Origin of the sequence: Chryseobacterium defluvii (genome assembly GCF_014204415.1) — a bacterium.
Classification (GTDB): Bacteria; Bacteroidota; Bacteroidia; order Flavobacteriales; family Weeksellaceae; genus Chryseobacterium; species Chryseobacterium defluvii_A.
Genome location: NZ_JACHLE010000001.1, coordinates 744788 through 763548, shown reverse-complemented (window position 1 = coordinate 763548; position 18761 = coordinate 744788). Strand labels below are relative to the sequence as shown.

General features: G+C 37.0%; 15 protein-coding genes and 1 tRNA gene. 15 read left to right on the top strand and 1 reads right to left on the bottom strand.

What is annotated here, in order from left to right:
* Positions 1-25 precede the first annotated feature (25 nt).
* On the bottom strand, positions 26-1837 hold the full coding sequence (locus HNP38_RS03415) for a TonB-dependent receptor plug domain-containing protein (RefSeq protein WP_184184461.1): 1812 nt from the start codon (positions 1835-1837) through the stop codon (positions 26-28).
* A gap of 456 nt (positions 1838-2293) precedes the next feature.
* On the opposite strand from HNP38_RS03415, the gene uvrA reads away from it, so the two are divergent.
* From uvrA to HNP38_RS03340, 15 genes are all read left to right on the top strand, one after another.
* Positions 2294-5083 (top strand): excinuclease ABC subunit UvrA, encoded by a 2790-nt coding sequence (uvrA, locus tag HNP38_RS03410; protein WP_184187535.1) that lies wholly within the window; start codon positions 2294-2296, stop codon positions 5081-5083.
* A gap of 2 nt (positions 5084-5085) precedes the next feature.
* A complete protein-coding gene (locus HNP38_RS03405) occupies positions 5086-6081 on the top strand; it encodes a YheT family hydrolase (RefSeq protein ID WP_184184458.1) in 996 nt (331 codons plus the stop codon).
* 378 nt (positions 6082-6459) lie between these two features.
* Positions 6460-6531: transfer RNA gene (locus HNP38_RS03400), tRNA-Arg, on the top strand.
* Between the two features lie 333 nt (positions 6532-6864).
* Complete coding sequence (locus HNP38_RS03395) at positions 6865-7653, top strand: DUF3667 domain-containing protein (RefSeq protein ID WP_184184455.1); 789 nt, start codon at positions 6865-6867, stop codon at positions 7651-7653.
* Positions 7654-7872: 219 nt separating this feature from the next.
* Positions 7873-8271 (top strand): GNAT family N-acetyltransferase, encoded by a 399-nt coding sequence (locus tag HNP38_RS03390; RefSeq protein WP_184184452.1) that lies wholly within the window; start codon positions 7873-7875, stop codon positions 8269-8271.
* Positions 8272-8426: 155 nt separating this feature from the next.
* Positions 8427-8924, top strand: a complete 498-nt coding sequence (locus tag HNP38_RS03385; protein ID WP_184184449.1) for a hypothetical protein — start codon at positions 8427-8429, stop codon at positions 8922-8924.
* A 31-nt stretch (positions 8925-8955) separates the two neighbouring features.
* Positions 8956-9351 (top strand): VOC family protein, encoded by a 396-nt coding sequence (locus HNP38_RS03380; RefSeq protein WP_184184445.1) that lies wholly within the window; start codon positions 8956-8958, stop codon positions 9349-9351.
* A gap of 16 nt (positions 9352-9367) precedes the next feature.
* Positions 9368-10018: an ankyrin repeat domain-containing protein gene (locus HNP38_RS03375; RefSeq protein WP_184184442.1), complete on the top strand. Its 651-nt coding sequence runs from the start codon at positions 9368-9370 to the stop codon at positions 10016-10018.
* 50 nt (positions 10019-10068) lie between these two features.
* Positions 10069-10746 carry a response regulator transcription factor gene (locus tag HNP38_RS03370; RefSeq protein WP_184184439.1) on the top strand — a complete coding sequence of 226 codons (678 nt, stop codon included), beginning with the start codon at positions 10069-10071 and terminating at the stop codon, positions 10744-10746.
* Between the two features lie 11 nt (positions 10747-10757).
* Positions 10758-12044: a sensor histidine kinase gene (locus HNP38_RS03365; RefSeq protein ID WP_184184436.1), complete on the top strand. Its 1287-nt coding sequence runs from the start codon at positions 10758-10760 to the stop codon at positions 12042-12044.
* A gap of 112 nt (positions 12045-12156) precedes the next feature.
* Positions 12157-14133, top strand: a complete 1977-nt coding sequence (locus tag HNP38_RS03360) for an LTA synthase family protein (RefSeq protein WP_184184433.1) — start codon at positions 12157-12159, stop codon at positions 14131-14133.
* A 124-nt stretch (positions 14134-14257) separates the two neighbouring features.
* Positions 14258-16672, top strand: coding sequence for a TonB-dependent receptor domain-containing protein (locus tag HNP38_RS03355; protein WP_184184430.1), 2415 nt, complete (start codon positions 14258-14260; stop codon positions 16670-16672).
* 27 nt (positions 16673-16699) lie between these two features.
* Complete coding sequence (locus tag HNP38_RS03350) at positions 16700-17284, top strand: HD domain-containing protein (protein ID WP_184184427.1); 585 nt, start codon at positions 16700-16702, stop codon at positions 17282-17284.
* Positions 17285-17315: 31 nt separating this feature from the next.
* Positions 17316-18077: a phosphatase PAP2 family protein gene (locus HNP38_RS03345; RefSeq protein WP_228460925.1), complete on the top strand. Its 762-nt coding sequence runs from the start codon at positions 17316-17318 to the stop codon at positions 18075-18077.
* A gap of 396 nt (positions 18078-18473) precedes the next feature.
* Positions 18474-18740: a hypothetical protein gene (locus HNP38_RS03340; RefSeq protein WP_228460923.1), complete on the top strand. Its 267-nt coding sequence runs from the start codon at positions 18474-18476 to the stop codon at positions 18738-18740.
* Positions 18741-18761: the final 21 nt, after the last annotated feature.

Here is an 18761-nt window from a genome sequence, read left to right as displayed (position 1 = left end):
ATTTAACAATTGGGTAATGTTAAGTTTACTTAATATTAATATTGTATGAAACCCCTATATGAAACCATCTGTCAGGCATCTGAACTCCAAATGTCTCAGTGTATTTTGTATCAGTGATGTTATTGATCAAAGCATATACTGTAAAATTATCTTTAGCAAAACTTACCTTCTGATCAAGGAGATTATAGCTGCCTGAATTCATCCTCTCATTATACCTGTAGACGAACTCATTGGTAAAATATTTCAGGAATCGGATTTCCAGCTTTCCAATGAACTGATGCTTTAGATTATCAACTACATATCTCGAAACAAAATTATCTGATGCTTTTAGCCTGTTATCCAAATAGGTATATCCCGCTGAATATTTCAGCCACTTTAACACTTTGTGATTGAGTTCCACTTCTACCCCTTTCGTATCAATTTTACCTACATTCTGTGCATACCATACAGGATCTTCCAGCGATTTTTTGATCCAGTCGATCGAATTGTCAGAATTTCTCATAAATCCACTGATTTTAGCCAAGATCCTGTTGTTCTGAAACTGGTATCCGGCTTCTGCATATACTGCATTTTCCGGGATCAGGTCAGGATTTCCCTGCTCCGTTTTACTTACATAATAAAGATCGGTAAATGTGGGAACCCGGTGTACTGTGGCTATATTTCCATAAACCTTGTGAGCCGGGGTGAGATTATACCCTACATCCAGACCGGGATAGAAAAAGTTGCCTTCCTTAGAATAATTGGCCCACGAAATTCCCGGTGAAATATTAAGCTTATTATCGAGCAGTGAAAAATGATGTTCAAAGAAAACCTGTGATACAAAACGGTTTCTGTCTCCCAGGTTATTACTCGCCAGAAACTCTTTCCTGAGCTCAACTCCTAAACCTGTAGTTCCCAATCCCCAGACATAGCTGGAATTGATCTCTCCGCCCACATTATTTCCAATATGCATATTCCTGTAGATCTCAGGTTTTTCCCTGTTATAAAGGTACATATCCTGCCCCCTTCTCCAATATATATTCGAATTGAGTCTTAAATTTTCAAAAGTCTGCTGATGAGCCAGACTGACAACAGATGCCTGTACTTCCTCATACTGCTCCGTAGCCTTTGGTGAAGAATAAAATCCGTTCGCTCCGAATTTCTTTTCAGAAAAGCCAGCCTGCAGGCTCAGGTTTCCGTTATTTATATTCATCTTACTCTGATAAAAGACGTTGCGGATCTCATAATCCGTATTGTGCATATATCCCTGTGAAGTATTGGAATTGGCCTGAAGTGAATTTGAGAATTTTTCATTACCCAAATGGGCATTAAACCCATAACCATAAGTTTCATAATCCCCTCCTTCCGCACTGATCTTTACTCTTTTCCCGGGATAGGTTTTTGTAATGATATTAATCACTCCCGCATAGGCGTTCTGGCCAAATCTCCTTGCAGCAGGCCCTTTGATGATCTCTATCCTTTCCACATCCTCTAGGTCGAGCGGCAGATTCAGAGAATTATGTCCTGTTTGGGAATCATTCATCCTGATCCCGTTCAGGAGAAGAAGTACCTGCTCGAAAGAACTTCCACGGAAGCCCACATCACTCTGCACCCCGTTGGCTCCTCTCCTCCTGATATCCATTCCCGGAATTTGCTGGAGAATTTCATCAATGCTTTTTGCCGGTGAATGGGCAATCTCTTCTTTTGTAATAACGGAAATATTCTGGTTGGCACTTTTATAAGGTGTGGAAATAAATTTTCCCTGAATTTCTATGGTTTCTATATCAGTTGTTTTCTCCTGGGCATTAATGAAAAATAAAAATCCGAGAAAAACTATACTTCCAATTTTTTTGAGCATATCTTATCTGTTTTACACTCCGGAAACGGCATCCGGAAAAATGAGTTTTTACAGAAATCAAAAGTAATGGACTTAGCTAAGACAAAAAAATGATAGTTATCATAAAAAAAAGATGCAGTTGATCTGCATCTTATGTTTGTGGGAAATTAATAGTTCTACCTTTTTCTCATTAAATGTGTAACTAGATCTCTGATTAATTTTCTCATTCTATATTACATATTTATGAATACAATTTTAAATAATTTTAAAATAAAAAACAATAGGAAAATTAAAAAAGATCATGAAAATATAAAATTTAACATTTGAAATGAATAATATACTATCGATATGGCTTCTGCTCATGGAATACTTCATCAAAATTTGTAATTATCTGCTTTAATATTTAACAATATTATCCCCTTTTCAGGTTAAAAATTTCCGTTGAAAATTCGTAATTTTGTGAGTCTTAATTTTACTATGGCCTCAACTACAGAAATAGATATAAAAAAACAGGTTTTTGTTAAAAACGCACATCTTAACAACCTGAAACACATCGATGTACTTATCCCTAAAAATAAACTCATCGTTATTACGGGCGTTTCAGGAAGCGGAAAATCTTCCCTGGCCTTTGATACCATTTATGCAGAGGGACAAAGAAGATACGTGGAGAGCTTAAGCTCCTATGCCCGCCAGTTCCTTGGCAAACTCGAAAAACCAAAAGTTGATGATATCAAAGGACTGGCTCCTTCCATTGCCATCCAGCAGAAAGTAATCTCGTCCAATCCCCGTTCTACGGTCGGAACATCAACGGAAATTTATGATTACCTGAAACTTCTGTTTGCAAGGATAGGAAAAACCTTTTCACCGGTTTCCGGGGAAGAAGTGAAGAAAGATTCTGTTTCTGATGTAGTAGATTTTATTAAGAATTCCGGAAAAAATGAGTCTTTTTTACTGACCACACCTTTGGAGTATGATATTACGGCTTTCAGTGAGACACTCAATATTTTAAAGCTGGCCGGCTTTACAAGGCTTGAGATCAATGGAAATCTGGCCGGGATTGAAGATCTGGAGAGCTTCGGATTCACTCCGGAAAAGGGAATGATGATCAATCTGGTGATCGACCGTTTTTCTTATGAGGAGGATGAAAGCTTTCTTCAAAGGCTGGCAGATTCCATACAAATGGCTTTTTATGAAGGACACGGTTACTGTTCCCTTAAAAATATAGAAACAGGAAAAGTCAGGGAATTCTCCAATAAATTTGAACTCGATGGCATAGAATTCCTTGAACCAAATGTTCATTTTTTCAGTTTTAACAATCCTTATGGAGCATGTCCTACCTGTGAAGGATATGGAAAAGTAATCGGAATAGATGAAGACTTGGTCATTCCCAATAAGGTACTGTCCATCTATGAAGATGCTGTGGTTTCATGGAAAGGTGAAAGCATGAGCGAGTGGAAGAAGTCATTCATCAAAAAAGCGGGTGACTTCCCTATTCACAAACCTTACCATCAGCTGACCAAAGAGCAAAAGAGCTTTTTGTGGAAAGGTGACGGAAGCAGTAGTTTCCCGTCAATCAACAATTTCTTCAAAATGCTTGAAGAAAACTTATATAAGATCCAGTACCGTGTCATGCTGTCCCGTTATAGGGGGAAAACAGTATGCCCTACCTGTGAGGGACTGCGTTTGCGCGAGGAAACAAGCTGGGTAAAAGTCGACGGGCATAATATCCAGTCGATGATCGAGCTTCCTTTGGATGAACTGTCCCCGTTAATTAAAGCATTAAAGCTTTCGGAGCATGATCAGGAGGTAGCCAAAAGGCTGCTTTATGAGATAACCACACGCCTTGAATTCCTGTTAAAGGTAGGGCTTGGATATTTAACATTAAACAGAACTTCCAATACCCTGTCCGGAGGAGAAAGCCAGAGGATCAACCTCGCAACGAGCTTAGGAAGCTCTCTGGTAGGATCTATTTATATATTGGATGAACCGTCCATCGGATTACATTCCCGGGATACTGAAAATTTGATCGGGGTTTTAAAAAACCTTCGTGATCTTGGAAATACAGTTATTGTCGTGGAACATGATGAAGATGTGATGAAAGCGGCGGATTACATTATAGATATTGGCCCTGAGGCAGGATATCTTGGCGGGGAATTGGTTTTTGCCGGTGATTATAATGATCTGAAAAATGCAGATACGCTCACTTCAAAATACCTTACCGGAAGACTGGAGATAGAAGTTCCTAAAAAACGAAGAAAAGCAAAGGAATGGATCTATATCAAAGGGGCACGCCAAAACAATCTTAAAAATATAGATGTAGATATTCCTCTGGAAAGCCTGGTTGTCATTTCAGGAGTTTCGGGAAGCGGAAAATCTACCCTGATGAAAGAGATCCTGACCAATGATATCCAGATTCAATTAGGAATGGGCGGAAAAAAAGGAGATTATGATTCGGTGGAATTTCCTAAAAAACTGATCAAAAATATTGAACTGATCGATCAGAATCCAATCGGCAAATCATCTCGTTCAAACCCCGTGACCTATCTGAAAGCTTATGATGATATCCGTGACCTGTTTGCCAAGCAGAAAACTGCTAAGATGATGGGATATAAACCCAAGCATTTCTCCTTCAATGTAGACGGCGGAAGATGTGATGAATGTAAGGGAGAAGGCGTGATCAATGTTTCCATGCAGTTCATGGCAGATATCGAGCTGGAATGCGAGGTATGCAAAGGAACCCGGTTTAAAAGTGAAATCCTGGACGTCAGGTATGATGAAAAGAATATTTCAGATATTCTTCATATGACCGTTGATGAAGCTCTTGAGTTCTTCAGGGAAAATCATGAAGATAAAATTGCAACGAAACTCACTCCTTTGCAGGATGTTGGCTTAGGATACCTGCAACTGGGACAAAGCTCTTCTACCCTTTCAGGTGGGGAAGCCCAGCGTGTGAAACTGGCATCATTCTTAGTAAAAGGGGTAACTACGGATAAAACATTATTTGTCTTTGATGAACCTTCCACAGGGCTTCATTTCCATGATATCCAGAAACTGTTGAAATCTTTACAGGCTTTGATCGATCTGGGGCATTCTGTAATAGTGATCGAGCATCAGCCTGATATCATCAAATGTGCCGATCATATTATTGACATCGGGCCTGAGGCTGGAAAATATGGTGGCGAAGTTATATTTGCAGGAACTCCTGAGGATCTGGTAAAGAATAAAAGCTCTCACACTGCAAAATATATCAAAGAAAAGCTGGAATAAAAATGCCTATTGTTCCATCCTCTTATTCACCTCCAAAGCGGATCTTCAGAAACGGAGACGTTTCCACATTATATTCTGCGCTTATAAGAAAAGTGAATGGCGTGGCACAGCTCAGGGAAAGGCTGGAACTTCCTGACGGGGATTTTATGGACCTGGAATGGAGCTACGCATCAAATAAATCAGATAGCTGTATCATTGTTTTACATGGTCTGGAAGGAAATGCACAACGTCCCTATGTTCTGGGAACCGCAAAGATCTTTAATGAAAGCGGAATTGATTGTTGTGCCGTAAATTACAGAAGCTGTTCCGGAGAACCTAACCGGCTGTTTTCCTCTTATCATTCGGGAAGAACTGAGGATATAAAAGCGGTTTTGGAGTATATCCTCGAAAAAGGGATCTATCGTCATATTTATATCAAAGGGTTCAGCCTGGGCGGAAATCTGGCTTTAAAATTTGCCGGCGAAAGTGAAAACCTGCCTGAAGAATTAAGGGGAATAATAGCGGTATCCACTCCTGTGGATCTTGAAGGATGTATGCGATCTTTGCAGGCTCCCAGAAATTTCCTGTATTCAACTGACTTCCTGCTTACGTTGAAAAACAAGCTGAAGGAAAAAGAAATAATGTTTCCGGGGAAGCTTACAAAACATGACATTAATAAGATCAGGACCCTGAAAGAATATGATGACTTCTATACTTCCAAAGCCAATGGTTTTAAAAATGCCCTGGATTATTATACCCGAAGCAGTGCATTACAGTTTCTCCCTAATATCAAAATCCCTGCTCTGCTAATCAATGCAAAGAATGACAGTTTCCTTTCAGACAGTTGTTATCCAAAGGAAATTGCTGAGAAAAGCAAGAATGTATTCTTGGAAATGACAGATCATGGCGGCCATGTGGGGTTTGTAGATAAAAATAATATTTATTACAATGAAACGAGGGCTTTGAAATTTATTGAACATATCCTCAGTATCCGACATTCAGCAAAAATCAAAATTTGAGGATGAATAGCCGGAACAGACGGGCTCTAAAAATGAGTTGTAAAAGGCGATTGCATAGTTATCCACAAAAAAATGTGGATAAGTTGTGAATTTTAACATTTAATTGATGTTTCGTATTAAAAATATAAGTACATTTACTATGTAATATAATTGAAGGTGGAAACATTTTTTGCTTTTTTCAACTTTGAAATTGCAATTAAATTTGAAATAAAAATTTAAGCACAGCATTGTCGGCTGTGCTTTTTATTGTTGTCTAATTAAAAAAATGAGATGTTTTATCTACTGGATCCGTTCCTAAAGAACGGATTCTTTCATCTCTTTATCATTTCAGTTTGTTTTTTCTTTTTTTATTAAATACCTTTGGCACTTCTTTCACATGGCCTCATAGTTCAACGGATAGAATAGAAGTTTCCTAAACTTTAGATCCAAGTTCGATTCTTGGTGAGGCTACAATCTGATCAAAAAAAGGACTTTTAAATAAGTCCTTTTTTTATTGTATTCCGGGAATTGTTCTGCCGAGTTTTTTGAGCCCACAAATACATGTATGAGAAAATAAAACTTAGAAGTGTTTATTTTCAAACTTCTTTTTTAGATGAGTTTCTGAAAATATTTATTTATATATTAGCATACTGATTTTAACGAAATAAAAAATAATTTATTAATTTACCATCAGTTTATATATCATAAAATTGATATACGCAACACTATATACTCAATATTAACGTAATACGTAAATTTGGATAATATAGTCAATGATTAAAACTTATCCCAGCTTAAAAGTAGATGACAAATAAAAACTGTCTTAACTGCGAAAAAGAATTAACTGATAAATTTTGTGCAGGCTGCGGACAAAAAGCCGATACGCACCGCATTTCTTTCAGGCATTTTATTTTGCATGATTTATTACACGGTACATTTCATATTGACAAAGGAATATTATTTACTGCAAAACAGGCATTAATTCGTCCGGGAAAAGCCGCACTTGACTATATTTCAGGAAAACGAATCAGGTATTACAATATATTTTACTTGACTTTGATAATAATAGGTGTAATGATATTTTTTCGTCATGTAGATGAATTAATATATGGCAGGGTTTCTGAAACCGCAAACAAAACCTACATAAACGAAGCCAGTAAAAAAATAAATGAATTTATTGCCCAAAATAACAAATTCATAATTTTCCTCTTTGTTCCGTTAGGTGCATTAAACAGTTTTATTTTATTCAGAAGAAAAAAACTCAATCTAAGCGAACATGCAATAATATCAGGAATGATACTACTTGGGATATTATTACTGCAAACATTCATAAATATATATTTTAATTTTAATCATTTAGTGGGTCTCAGTAATTCAGTAGCGAGCTTTATTGCGACTGTTGGCCTCTTTTTCTATGTCGGGTATGGTTATTATAATGCTTTCAACAATGATTATTCAAAATTAGGAATTAGTTACAGGATTGTATTATTTTTTATGTTGCTTGGTTTGGAAACAATTATTTTGACTTATATCCTCATCGGATTTATGACTCATTGGAAAATGGGACCTGTTACCCTTTCACCTTTTGGCTAATAATAGTTTATAAAAAATTTAAAAAGATCTATTCGGGGCTCTGTCAGGGTAGTTTATTTTAATAGGTTCTATCAGGTTAATGAATTATTAACGGCATCCGGTATTTCTTTAATATCACTTTGTATATCCCCTCTGTTTTAAACTTCATTTCATATTAGTACATTTGAATTGGTATATAAATATTAATTATGTCAAATAATATTACTCAATAAATACAGTATGAACATAGAATATAGTTTTGATAAGAGACCAACTGCCGACCAGATCATCGAACTTTATAATAATTCAGGTTTACCAAGACCAACAAATGACAAAGAGCGGATACAAAAGATGTTTGATAATTCAAACCTCATTGTTACTGCCTGGCACAACGAATTATTGGTTGGTGTTTCCCGATCCATTACAGATTGGGTCTGGGCTTGTTATCTTTCAGATCTTGCCGTGAGGCATGAGTATAAAAAAGAAGGTATTGGCAAACACCTGATCGCATTAACGAAGGAAAAAGTCGGTGACCAATCGATGGTTTTACTTTTATCAGTTCCGACGGCAATGGAATATTATCCCAAAGTGGGCTTTACAAAACAGGAAAGCAGTTTCATCATTAACCGGGCAGAATAGAAATAACAGTTCTACCCGGATAAGGAAGAACTCTGATTAACACAAAGGTAAGCCTTACCTTTTATCAACTATCGGCATAGATAATTACCTAAATAAAACATGAAATCCTGATCATGATAAGTAACAGAAAATAGCCAATTAACCTTATATAAAATATGAAAAAAAATCTGATTTTCTATTTAGGCCCTGCCGTCTTCTTTATTGTAGGCATGGGTATGCTGATTGCAGGATACAATGCAGAGCCCGGTTCTCTTACTGATGATGGGTATCCGCTCAATTACTTTTTTTACTTCATGGGTGGTTCCTTTATTCTTTTACCGATAGTATCGATGATAATCATTACGTTTTTCTTCACCCGAAAAGCCAATAAAATAAACGATCTGAAAACAACCGGTATAAAGGGAAAGGCCCGTGTGCTTGGCATGCAACGAACCGGTATGAGCCTAAACAATATTCCACAAGTGATCTTACAGTTACGGATAACAACTGATATAGGAGAACAATTTCCGGCCAGTTACAAAGAATGTATCGACCCTCTTTACTATAACCTTATTACTCCCGAAAAAGACCTGATTGTTTATGTGAACCGCGATAATAAGAAAGAAGTATATCTTGATCTGGAAGCAGAATGGGCCCGGCTGGCAGAGAGATAATATTGAAGACATTATTTTATAATTCGTATCTATGGAAACAGTATTAAAGACGCTCAGCCCAATTTTATGGACTAAGGACCTGGAGAAAACGATTGCATTTTATGTAAACATTCTCGGGTTCAGGAGCCAAAGCAATTTTCCCAATTTCGCTTCATTATCAAGAGATGATATCAAAATTATGATAATTGTTCCTATTGCCGGACCTGATGATTGTGAAAATGCGGATGACAGGGAATCATTCTTTCCGAAGCCGCTTATGACAGGAAGCATTTATATTTTTTCTCAAAATGTGGATGCACTTTGGGAAGACATAAGGGACAAAGTTACCATACAATCATCGATTGCCGATCGTGAGTACCTGATGCGGGATTTTTCTATTCTGGACAATAACGGTTATGAATTGGTTTTCGGGCATCATATCAGTTAAATAAATATTCTTAATAATGGAAAACTTAAATCAACAATTACTGGATGCAGCTGTAGAAGGTAATTTAGAAGCTGTAAAAAAGTTTGTCTCTCAGGGAGCAGATATCAACTATACGGAAGCCGGAGGAAACTGCGCCGTGTTTTCCGCAGCATGGGAAGGCAATATTCCGGCATTGGAGTTATACCACAGCTTAGGTGCTTTAATTGACTGGGAAAAGAGCAATAACCCTCTCTGTAATGCCGCGTTCAATGGCCAGGCCGCTTCGGTGAGATGGCTGTTGGAAAAAGGAGCCAATCCAAACTTTAGTTTTGCAGATACCGGCGAAAATGCACTGCATTATACTATATGCAAGACAAGCGAACCGGAGCAGAGAACAGAAATTGTAAAATTATTGGTGAATGCAGGCACAGACGTCAACAAGAAAACAATTGACGGTGAGGAAACGCTTTGCTTTATGAGAGATGCTTTCTTAAAAGGCGAAACACCTCTCCATCGGGCAGCAGCTTATGGAAATGCGGAGCTGATTAAAATACTTTTGGATGCCGGAGCAGATCCATCCGTGAAAGATGCTTATGGCGATACCCCAATTTCCTGGGGAAGCTGGCATTTGAGAGATGCTGAGATACTGAAATTATTGTTGTATGGTAATGTACCCCGTATCAGATAAGTACATCTTTCTTCAAAATTTCTTCTAAATTGAATTTTTACATTTGCAGCATGAAAATCCTGATCATAGAAGACGAAGAAGAGCTGGCTAAAAGTATTGCTGAATATCTTTCAAAGGAAAACTATTTATGTGAATTTGCCACCACATTTGGTGAGGCGATCAACAGAATAGAAGCGTATCAGTATGACTGTATCTTACTGGATATTATGCTGCCCGATGGGAATGGTTTAAAAATTCTGGAAGAATTGAAAAGCCAGGGCAAACAAGACGGTGTTATTATTATTTCGGCAAAAAATGCTTTGGATGATAAAATTAGAGGCCTTAAGGTCGGGGCAGATGATTATCTTACCAAGCCTTTCCATCTTTCTGAGCTTACGGCCCGCATCTACTCTATTATCCGCAGAAAACAGTTCAGCAGCTCCAATATCATCAGGCAAAATGAACTGCAGATCGATTTGCTGGCAAAAACAGTATCTGTAAACGATACATCCATCACCCTTACCAAAAAGGAATTCGATTTGCTTATCTATTTTATCGGGAATAAAAACCGGGTTATTTCAAAAAGTACATTGGCAGAACATCTTTCCGGCGATTTTGCGGATATGCTGGATAATCATGATTTTGTTTACGCCCATGTAAAAAACCTGAAAAAGAAATTGCATGAAGCAGGTTGTGACCAATATTTAAAAACAGTATACGGAACAGGATATAAATGGGAAAACAACTAACAAACGGAAAGATGAAACCGTTATTAAGTAAGGCAACCAGGCCATTTCTAATCTATGTGCTTATTATACTTATCATAAGTATTCCGGTGTATTACTTTGTGGTGGATACCATTTGGAAGAATGAACTGGATGAGCACAACAGAATTGTTGTGGACAAAACATCATATGCCTTGAACCGACTAAAGCTGTCAGATGAACAGCTCGATCAGAGTATTGCACTCTGGAATCATATTCAGCCGGGAACCAATATCCAGAATATAAAAAACGGAGACCACCTAAAGGACAGTGTTTTTACCATCTTAAAACAAAAATCTTATTCCACCGACTCTAATATTGACCGCTTCAGATGTCTTTCCACCATCATTCACCTGCGTAATAGGCCTTTTCGCTTTACCGTTGAAACCAATATTGAAGAGTCACAGGAAACTATTGCCGCCATTGCCGTTACCACTGTTTTTTTCTTTATACTTATTGTAGCCGGTTTATTGTTTTTAAACAGGAAACTTTCAGCTTCGGTCTGGAAACCATTTCAAGATACCTTGGGCAAGCTCAAAACATTTAATCTAAATACTCAAAGCCATATTCAATTTGATACAACCGATACAACCGAATTTGAAGAGCTTAATCAATCACTGAACAAATTGATAGAACATAGTGTATCCGTATATAAAACCCAAAAAGAATTCACAGAAAATGCATCCCACGAATTACAGACGCCACTGGCAATCTTAAAAAACAAACTGGATATTTTATTACAGGATGATGATCTGACAGAAAAGCAATATGATATTGCCGAAGACATGAATAAAGCTTTAACGAGAAGTTCACGCATCAATAAAAACCTTCTGCTACTGGCAAAAATTGATAACAGCCAGTTTGATAATTCTGAGGTCATAGGATTCGACAGCTTATTACGGCAAAGCTTGGATGTATTGCATGAACATTTTGAGCAAAAAAGCATTACTGTTAAAACTCAAATTTCTCCTGATATAAAAATAAATGGTAATAGCAGCTTAACAGAGATCCTAATCAACAATTTATTGATCAATGCCATTCGTCATACTTTACCTAATAATTCTGTTTTGGTCACATTGACTAATTCGACGTTTGAGGTTGCTAATTTCGGGGAGAAAGAATTAAATACTGAGTCTCTTTTCAAACGGTTTTCAAGGGCATCCGAGGATAATAGTGGAAGTGGTCTGGGATTGGCTATCATTAAGGAAATAAGCAGCTTTCATCATTGGACGATCAGCTATAAGTTTGAGAATGATCATCACATTTTTTCAGTATACCTGTAAAAATTACGCCCAAAAATTTACTAATTTTTGATAAAGGAATTTGTGATTGATTCGCAATTCAAAATTTCTTCAAAATTGAGCCCGCATTTTACCCGTTTCTAACGAGTAAGATATGAGTACAAAGACAAGATCTCTGAAAGGAAAGATCTTTAAGAGCAGATTTTCAGCATTTTTCACTGTTTTAGGGCTATACATTCTCCTTTCATTTTTGATAAGGGTCACATTTTTTATCTGGTCTTTTAAAGATGTGGACTTTAATTTCATATCGCTGGTGAGGACATTTTTCACAGGATTTGTTTTTGATCTGGCAACAGGATTGTTTTTTTTAACGCTTTATGCTGTTTACCTTCTGGTATTTCCAAAAAAATGGACAGGAACGCTATTTGATAAGATTTTTACTTACACTTATCTTGCAATAGCTCTTATCATTATCTATTTCAGTCTAATGGCCGAAATTCCTTTTTGGGATGAATTTGGTGCAAGGTTTAATTTTATTGCTGTAGATTATTTAATATACACTTACGAAGTAGTTTCCAATATCAATGAATCTTATCCGTTACCATTAATTATTGGAGTATTGCTGAGTTTAGTTGCTCTTACTTTCTTCCTATTATACAGAACCGGAGCTTTTGCAAGTACGTTTTCGGATCAAAAGCCTGTTAAAATCCGGGCTGTCTATGCAATTCCCCTGTTATTTATTACCTTCTTGTTATCATCTGTCACAAAAAATAAACAGGCCGAGTTCAGTAATAACCTGGTCGTTAATGAGCTTGGGAAAAATGGAGTGTATTCATTTTTTGCTGCTTTCAGGTCTAATGAGCTTGATTATGGAACTTTCTATCCCAAACTTCCTGAAAAGGAAGCCTACTCTATTGTAAAAAAGGACCTGTTACAGGAAAACGAACGATATACTTCCAGTCAGTGGGACAATATAACCCGATATATAGCGGGTAATAATGAAGCTCATCCTAATATTATACTTATTGCCATTGAAAGTTTCAGCGCAGATTTCCTGTCGGCATTTGGAAATAAGGAAAATCTTACTCCCAATTATGACAATTTAGCTAAAAAAAGTATTTTCTTCACTAATCTGTATGCTACCGGAACAAGAACGGTAAGAGGCATGGAAGCCCTTACTTTGTGTGTTCCTCCTACCCCGGGAAATAGTATTGTAAGAAGACCGGATAATCAAAACCTGTTTTCCATAGCAACAGTATTAAGGCAGAAAAACTATCATCCATACTTTATTTATGGTGGTGACGGCTATTTTGACAATATGAATAACTTTTTCGGCGGACAGGGATTTGATATTGTGGACAGGGACAGGGGAAATCCTTTATCAGATAAAATAGCAACCCATCGTTATAAAATCCCGGATCATGAAGTGAGTTTTGAAAATGCATGGGGAATTTGTGATGAGGATCTATACAAACAGGCAATTCAATATGCGGATAAAAGCGCAACAACCAGCACTCCATTCTTTCAGTTCATTATGACTACTTCTAATCATAAACCTTATACTTTTCCTGCTAAAACCATTGACCTTCCTCAAGGCAACAGGAATGCTGCCGTAAAATATACTGACTATGCACTAGGCAAGTTCATAATGAATGCTAAAGAAAAGTCGTGGTTCCGCAATACGGTGTTTTTGATCGTAGCTGATCACTGTGCAAGCAGTGCCGGAAAATGGGAGATCAATATTGATAAACACCATATTCCTGCTATCATTTATAATCTGCCTCACAAACCTGAAAAAATAAACAGGCTAACCTCTCAAATAGATCTTGTGCCTACATTGCTCGGATATTTGGGATGGAATTATAATACCGCTTTATATGGCAAGGATGTTAACCTGATGAAAGCAGGAGATGAACGGGCATTCATTGGAAATTACAGAACATTAGGAATGCTAAAAGGCAATCAGTTTACTCAAATAGATGACCGTAAGCGGATAAAGCAATTCATGGTTTCTGAAAAAGAAAAATCAATGTCTGAAGTGAAGGATCAGAATAAAATTCTGGTTTCTCAGACTATTTCTTATTATCAGACTGCAAGTGAAAGGTTTAAAAACGGAAAAATGAAAGAATAATAAGTAGTGAACCTCTTTAGTACTGTACTATCTTTAAACAGATAAAATGTATAACAATCACTGTTCAAAATTTCTTCTAAATCAGTTCGCAGTTTTGTATCATAAAATTTTAAGATACAATTTCATGCAAAAAAAGAATTTCATTTTTTTATTCATCCTTTTTCTCCAATCTTTTACCTGTTCTTTTGCGCAGATCACTTCTGTAACCATTTCAGGAGAGGTAAAAACATTTTCAGATAAAACCATCATTCCTTATGCCAATGCAATTTTAACAAGCAGTAAGGATGAGGCATTTATATCCGGTACGGTAACCAATGACAAAGGCAGATTTACTTTTAATAATATAAAACCGGGAAATTATAATTTACAGATCTCTTTTTCCGGTTATGAGACTAAAACGCAACCGCTTTTTATAGGCAGCCTTTCAGAATATCTGGAGGTTCCTTCTATTGAAATGCAGGAAAAAGTGGCTTCCATACAAGAGGTAGTGGTTACAGGTAAGCGAAACACTATTGATCATAAAATGGATAAAAAAACATTTTCAGTAGCAGACAATATCAGTCAAAGTGGCGGGTCTGTGTTGCAGAGTATGCAAAATCTTCCCGGCATCACTGTACAGGAAGGAAAAGTACAATTAAGAGGCAATGATAAAGTAACGGTATTAATTGATGGTAAACAAACGGCTTTAACCGGCTTTGGCAGCCAGACAGGATTAGATAACATTCCTTCGTCTGCCATTGATAAAATTGAGATCATTAATAATCCTTCTTCAAAGTATGATGCCAATGGGAATGCCGGTATCATCAATATTATCATGAAGAAAAATAAGCAGAACGGTTTTAATGGCAAAGCAGGATTTACTTATGGAACAGGTTCGCTGTGGGTACGGAAAGAAAACCTTCCAACGATAAGACCACAATATACTTTCACTCCGAAGATCAATCCCTCTCTGTCACTTAATTACAGAAAAGACAAAGTAAATATCTTTCTACAGGCCGATAATCTCTATACACAAACGCTGAACAAAAATGAATTTGTAACTCGCAACTATGATGATGGAACTGTGATCAACTCCCAATTAAAAAGAAACAGGAATACCAACTTCCTTACCACAAAAGCCGGCATAGACTGGACCATGAACGAGCAAAATACACTTACCATTTCAGGGATGTATGGCAATGAAAAAATTATTGACAGAGGCGACCAGCCTTTCTTCAATGGTGATTTGTCACAGCGATTACGTCTCTGGCAATTTCTGGAAGATGAGATCAAAACTACAGTAATGGCTACAGCCGGCTACCAACATAAATTTCAGGAGCCGGGACATTTGCTCAATATAGGATTCAATTACACATTTCACCGTGAAAATGAACAGTATTTTTATGATAATTACTTACCTGACACTACGGGAACAGATGCCTTCAAACTATTATCGGATGAAAAAGTATATGATTTTAATATAGATTATATCAAGCCTCTAAAATACGGACGTATAGAAACCGGCTTCAAATTCAGAAACAGGAGCATTCCGACCAATATGAACTTTATTCCCGGAGCCCATTCTGTTTTAGATGCCAGTGCGGGAGGCTGGGCAACTTATAAAGAAATAATCCCTGCTTTATATGGTAATTATGTTTTTGAAAATTCAACATGGGAAGCAGAATTAGGACTGCGATTAGAGTATGTAAATATTCAGTATGACGTAAACCCTGATCATCCGACCTATAAAAGTGACGGCTATCATTATACACAACCCTTCCCTAATTTCAGATTAGCTTATAAATTCAATGAAAACAATAAATTGTCCCTGTTTTATAACCGCAGGGTGGACAGGCCCAATGAAGTAGACATCCGTATTTTCCCAAAATATGATGATGCAGAAATCATAAAAGTAGGAAATCCCACTCTGCGTCCGCAGTTTACCAATTCCATAGAATTAGGGTATAAGCATAATTGGAACAGCGGATATTTATACAGTGCCCTGTATCATCGTTTTTCTGAGGGCACGATCACTAGAATTTCAAGTATTGTTCCGGGAAGTACATTGGTGTATGCTGTATTTCAAAATGCGGGAAAAAGCTACAATACGGGTTTAGAAGCTATATTAAATCAAAAAGTTTCAGGCTTGTATTCCTTTAATATCAACGGAAACCTGTATAGAAATCAGATCAATGCTTTTACCGTAGAAAATTTGTATCCGCAACCCAATATATTTTCTGCCAATAAGCAGACAGCCTTATCCGGAAATATTAAGCTGAATAATGTTTTTCATTTTGCAAAGGGATGGGACGGTCAGTTGACAGCAGTATATCTGGCTCCGGACATCATACCACAAGGGAAAATACTTTCAAGATTTTCAGTAGATGCAGGTCTGAAAAAGGCAATTCAGAAAGGTAAAGGAGAGATTTTCTTAAATGCTACTGATTTATTGAACACACTGGTTACTAAAAAACAGATCCGGGGTATGGACTTTAGATATACCAGTGATGACTATTACGAAACTCAGGTCGTTCGTTTAGGCTACAGCTATAAATTCTGAATATGAAAAACTAAAGTTAATAACACTATGGAAAATTTGATCGAACAAGTGAAGGAGTATGCGATAGCATTTCTCACCCATCATCTCCCGGATAATCTTCATTTTCATACAGTCAGCCACACGATCGAAGCTGTGGAAGCAGCAATAGAAATCGGCAGGCAAAGTAATCTTACGGAAGAAGAAATGCTTACTGTAGAAACGGCAGCCTGGTTTCATGATTGCGGATATACAAAAAAATATATAGGGCATGAACAGGAAAGCAAAAGAATAGCTGCAGAATTTTTGGAAAAACTCGGATGCCGCAACAGCTTCATCGAAACCGTTTTAAAGTGTATTGATGCCACCAGATTTCCGCAAAACCCAGGCTCTATTGAAGAAAAAGTCTTATGTGATGCCGATCTGTACCACTTTGCCCGGATTAATTATCCGGAATATGAAAAGGCAATCCGGCTTGAGTTTGAGACCTGTCTTGGCAGGTACTATACTGATCAGGAATGGTCGGCAGAAAATTATCATGTCCTTACCCACCATCACTATCATACGGATTATGGCAAAAAAATTCTGACAAAGTTCAAGAAAGTGAATATTCAACTCATCAATGAAAGAATTTAAAGCAATGTCAGCACATTACAAAAAAATAATAATGTTCATTGTTATTTTATTATCAGTTTACACAAAATTAGCCGCTCAGACTAATGATACGGTCCCAAAACCCAGGCAGGACAGCGTAATGATTTCTGATCCCCAAAAGAAATCGTTAAATTATAAAAGCCTCATCGTGCCGGCTGTTTTTATTGGTTACGGAGTAGCCAGCCTCAAAGTAGACGAATTGAAACAGCTTAATTCTTCCACCCGGCACGAAATCAGTGAGCACCAGCCTGACCACATACGGTTAGATAATTATACACAGTATGCACCTGCCGTATTGGTATATGAATTAAATGCAGCAGGTATAAAAGGAAAGCACAATTTCAGGGACAGGACCATCATCTATGCTACTTCACAACTGATATCCGCTTCAATGGTTGTTCCGCTAAAGCATATTGTGAAAGAGGAAAGGCCGGACCAATCCAATAATCTTTCTTTTCCGTCCGGTCATACGGCAACCGCTTTTTCCTCGGCACATTTCATGTTCAGGGAATATAAGGACACCCATTTTTGGTTAAGTATTTCCGGGTATTCTTTAGCTGTGTTTACTGGGGTTTACAGAACGTTAAATGATAAGCATTGGGTGGGTGATGTTATCGCTGGTGCCGGATTTGGTATTCTGTCAACAGAACTGGCTTATTGGTTATACCCTAAAATAAATTCATTATTTGGGGGTAAAAATAAAAAAACTTCAACAGCGATCATTCCCTTTTATCAGGATAAAAGTATCGGTATTGGCCTGGTAAAAAGTTTTTAAGTGGATCCTTTGATAGTATTCACTGCTAAGAAATTGGCACAAAAGAGTATTTTTTGCTCTGTGAATGATTTGGAGAGAGAACTGAATATAAAAGCTATCCTGAAACAGGATAGCTCTCAGCTAAAATTGATACAAATAATTATATGAAAAAACTAATTAAGTTTTCATGCCACAAAACTAAACAATACCCCTACCCTTACCCGTTAAATAATTATTAAATATTGATTAATAAATCTTCAAATATTTACTGTTTCAAAGTTCTGTCCAATAGCTGGAGACTCTTATATACAGGAGTTTAATATCTGAATATCAAATTTTAATACCAACTTATAATCAGATTTTCAATTCTCTGGGTATAAAAGATATTCGGATTTTGTATCTTTAAAAAAAATAATGATGGCTAAGCAAATCACACAATCACAACTGGAGGAGCTTAAAAGATTTAACAATCATCTTTCTTATTACTCCTCATCAGAATATAAAGAGTTTATGGCCGGCAATGTGATACAGGTATTATATGACATTGATTTTTTGAGTGTTTTTCACAGAAAACTTATGGTAGAATTCGGAATATATGGTTTTCATAGGGATCAGTATGATTTTAATATGATCAGTTCCATTGTTTCCAATGCAGTCTGCCATTATAATAAACAATTAAATTAAAAAACCTTCGGCCTGAGCAGA